Below are 2165 nucleotides of genomic sequence, written 5' to 3' on the forward strand. Positions count from 1 at the left end.
TTCTGCCGCGTGCTGCTGGCGCGCGAGCTCGAGCCATTGATCCGCGGCGCGTTCGGCCAGAAAGCCCGCTGCGATCTGATAGCCGGACAAGACGATCGACTTGCCGGTTTCTCCAAGCGGAAACACGTACTCGTCGGTCATTACATCCGCGACGCTCACCGTTTTGTAATCCGTACGGGGTGACGGCGCGTTCGCGGTTGCATCGTAACGATCATGCGAAAGCACGTAGGCAGCGAGATCTGTCGCGCCGGGTGCTGCGTTCGGACCAGCCGTCGTTGCGAATGCCGAGGCGCTGGTGGGGAGCAGAGCCAGCAGGGAAACGTGCTTCATGAATGCCATCTCCGTCTCTTGGGGTTGTCATCGTAGCAAAACCGGCGCCTTTTGCTGCGGCCGCCGGCGGTTCGGCGCGAGAGTTGCTACTGGTACGCTGTTTGGTACCACCATTTTCATTGCCTGGCGCAGTACCGACACCAGATTATAGGGAGCCGCGATGAACCGCCTTATGAGCAACTCTAATGATGAAGCGCGCGACAGGGAAGCCGCACTGGTCAGAGGTGGCGAAGCGAAGCACGAAGGCGGCTGCGCGTGCGGTGCGTGGCGGTTCGTGGTTTCATCGGAGCCGGATCGCGTCGGGCTGTGCCATTGCATGACGTGCCGCAAGGTGCATGGCTCGGCATTTGGCGCGTACGCGGTATATCACGCCGAGAAGGTGAGCATGTCGGGTGCGACCCGCGCCTGGCAAAGCTCCGCCGATGGCCGCCGTCATTTCTGCACCGTGTGCGGGTCGGTCGCGTACATGGCGTATGTGAACACCGACGAAATCGAGTTGCCCATCGGCGCATTCGATGAAACCGGCTTCCTAAAACCCACCTACGAGCTGTTTTGCGTCCGCCGCGAGCCGTGGTTATCCGCCGGTGGCCGCCGCGAGTATGCCGGGGACCGGCCCTGAATCCCGCCTCCCATTTGGTCCTCGCATGCTTCAGCTCCAGTGCAGGCCTGGGCCAGAGCGCAATCGTTTGCCAGTTTCGGAACTGCGCTGAGCGCGGCATGTCGGAACAAGGCTGTGAGGCGCGACTTCGGCCAACGCAGATCGTACGTCATCTCGAAGACCCAATCCACGCGACACGAATTTCGTAACAGCAAGGAGTCCGAGCACCATGACCGTTACAAACCATCCCGCAGACCATCCTGTTCCAGGCAGCGACAAATCGCAGCCCGAAGGCGCGCAGTGCCTCGGCGCATGCAATCCGGAAGAAAAGATTGAAGTCGTGGTGATGCTTCGCCGGCAAAACGAGGGCGAATTCAAGCAGTTGATGCAAAAGATCAACGAAGGCGCCGCCGATGCCGCCCCCATTTCCCGCGATGAATTCAGCAAGCGGTTCGGCGCATCCCAGGCCGATGTGACGCGGATCGAAGCGTTCGCGAAGGCGCACGGGCTCGATGTGGTCCGCGCCGATGCAAACTCGCGCAGCGTCGTGCTGTCCGGCACCATCGCGCAGTTCAGTACCGCGTTCAGCGTCAAGCTGGAGCGCTTCCAACACCACGCCATTGGTGAATATCGCGGACGCTCGGGCCCGGTGAACGTGCCATCGGACATGAAGGACATGGTCACCGCCGTGCTGGGCCTCGACAGCCGGCCTCAGGCACGCCCGCACTTCCGTTTCCGTCCGCCGATCAAGCCGGCGCGCGGCGGCACAAGCACGTCCTACACACCGCTCGATCTCGCACGCCTCTACAACTTTCCCGCCGGCGATGGCAGCGGCCAGTGCGTTGGCATCATCGAACTTGGGGGAGGCTACAAGCAGAGCGATCTCAGCGCGTATTTCTCGAAGCTCGGCGTGGGGAAGCCGGACGTGGTGTCCGTTGGCGTCGATCAGGCGAATAACGCGCCGAGTGGCAACCCGAACGGGCCGGACGGCGAAGTGACGCTGGATATCGAAATTGTCGGTGCGATCGTGCCGGGTGCGCGCATCGCGGTGTACTTCACGACCAACAGCGACGCGGGATTCGTCGATGCCGTGAACCGCGCCATCCACGACGATGCCAACAAACCCTCGGTTGTATCCATCAGTTGGGGCGGCCCGGAATCGAACTGGACGGAGCAATCGCAAAACGCATTCAACGACGTGCTGCAATCGGCCGCGGTCATGGGCGTGACGGTCTGA

General features: G+C 62.1%; 1 protein-coding gene and 2 pseudogenes. 2 read left to right on the forward strand and 1 reads right to left on the reverse strand.

Annotated features, from left to right (window positions below):
• A pseudogene (locus ACRXB1_RS35025) lies at window positions 1–330 on the reverse strand (inositol monophosphatase); the annotation flags it as partial.
• 172 nt (window positions 331–502) lie between these two features.
• On the opposite strand from ACRXB1_RS35025, the gene ACRXB1_RS35030 reads away from it, so the two are divergent.
• Together ACRXB1_RS35030 and ACRXB1_RS35035 are read left to right on the forward strand one after the other, a co-directional pair.
• Window positions 503–949 carry a GFA family protein gene (locus ACRXB1_RS35030; protein WP_449494654.1) on the forward strand — a complete coding sequence of 149 codons (447 nt, stop codon included), beginning with the start codon at window positions 503–505 and terminating at the stop codon, window positions 947–949.
• Between the two features lie 208 nt (window positions 950–1157).
• Window positions 1158–2165, forward strand: a pseudogene (locus ACRXB1_RS35035) (S53 family peptidase); the annotation flags it as partial.

Source organism: Caballeronia sp. M23-90, assembly GCF_053574605.1.

Bases quoted from the DNA above. Each gene is read 5' to 3' on its own strand.
- ACRXB1_RS35030 (WP_449494654.1), top strand. From the start codon at position 503: ATGAGCAACTCTAATGATGAAGCGCGCGACAGGGAAGCCGCACTGGTC.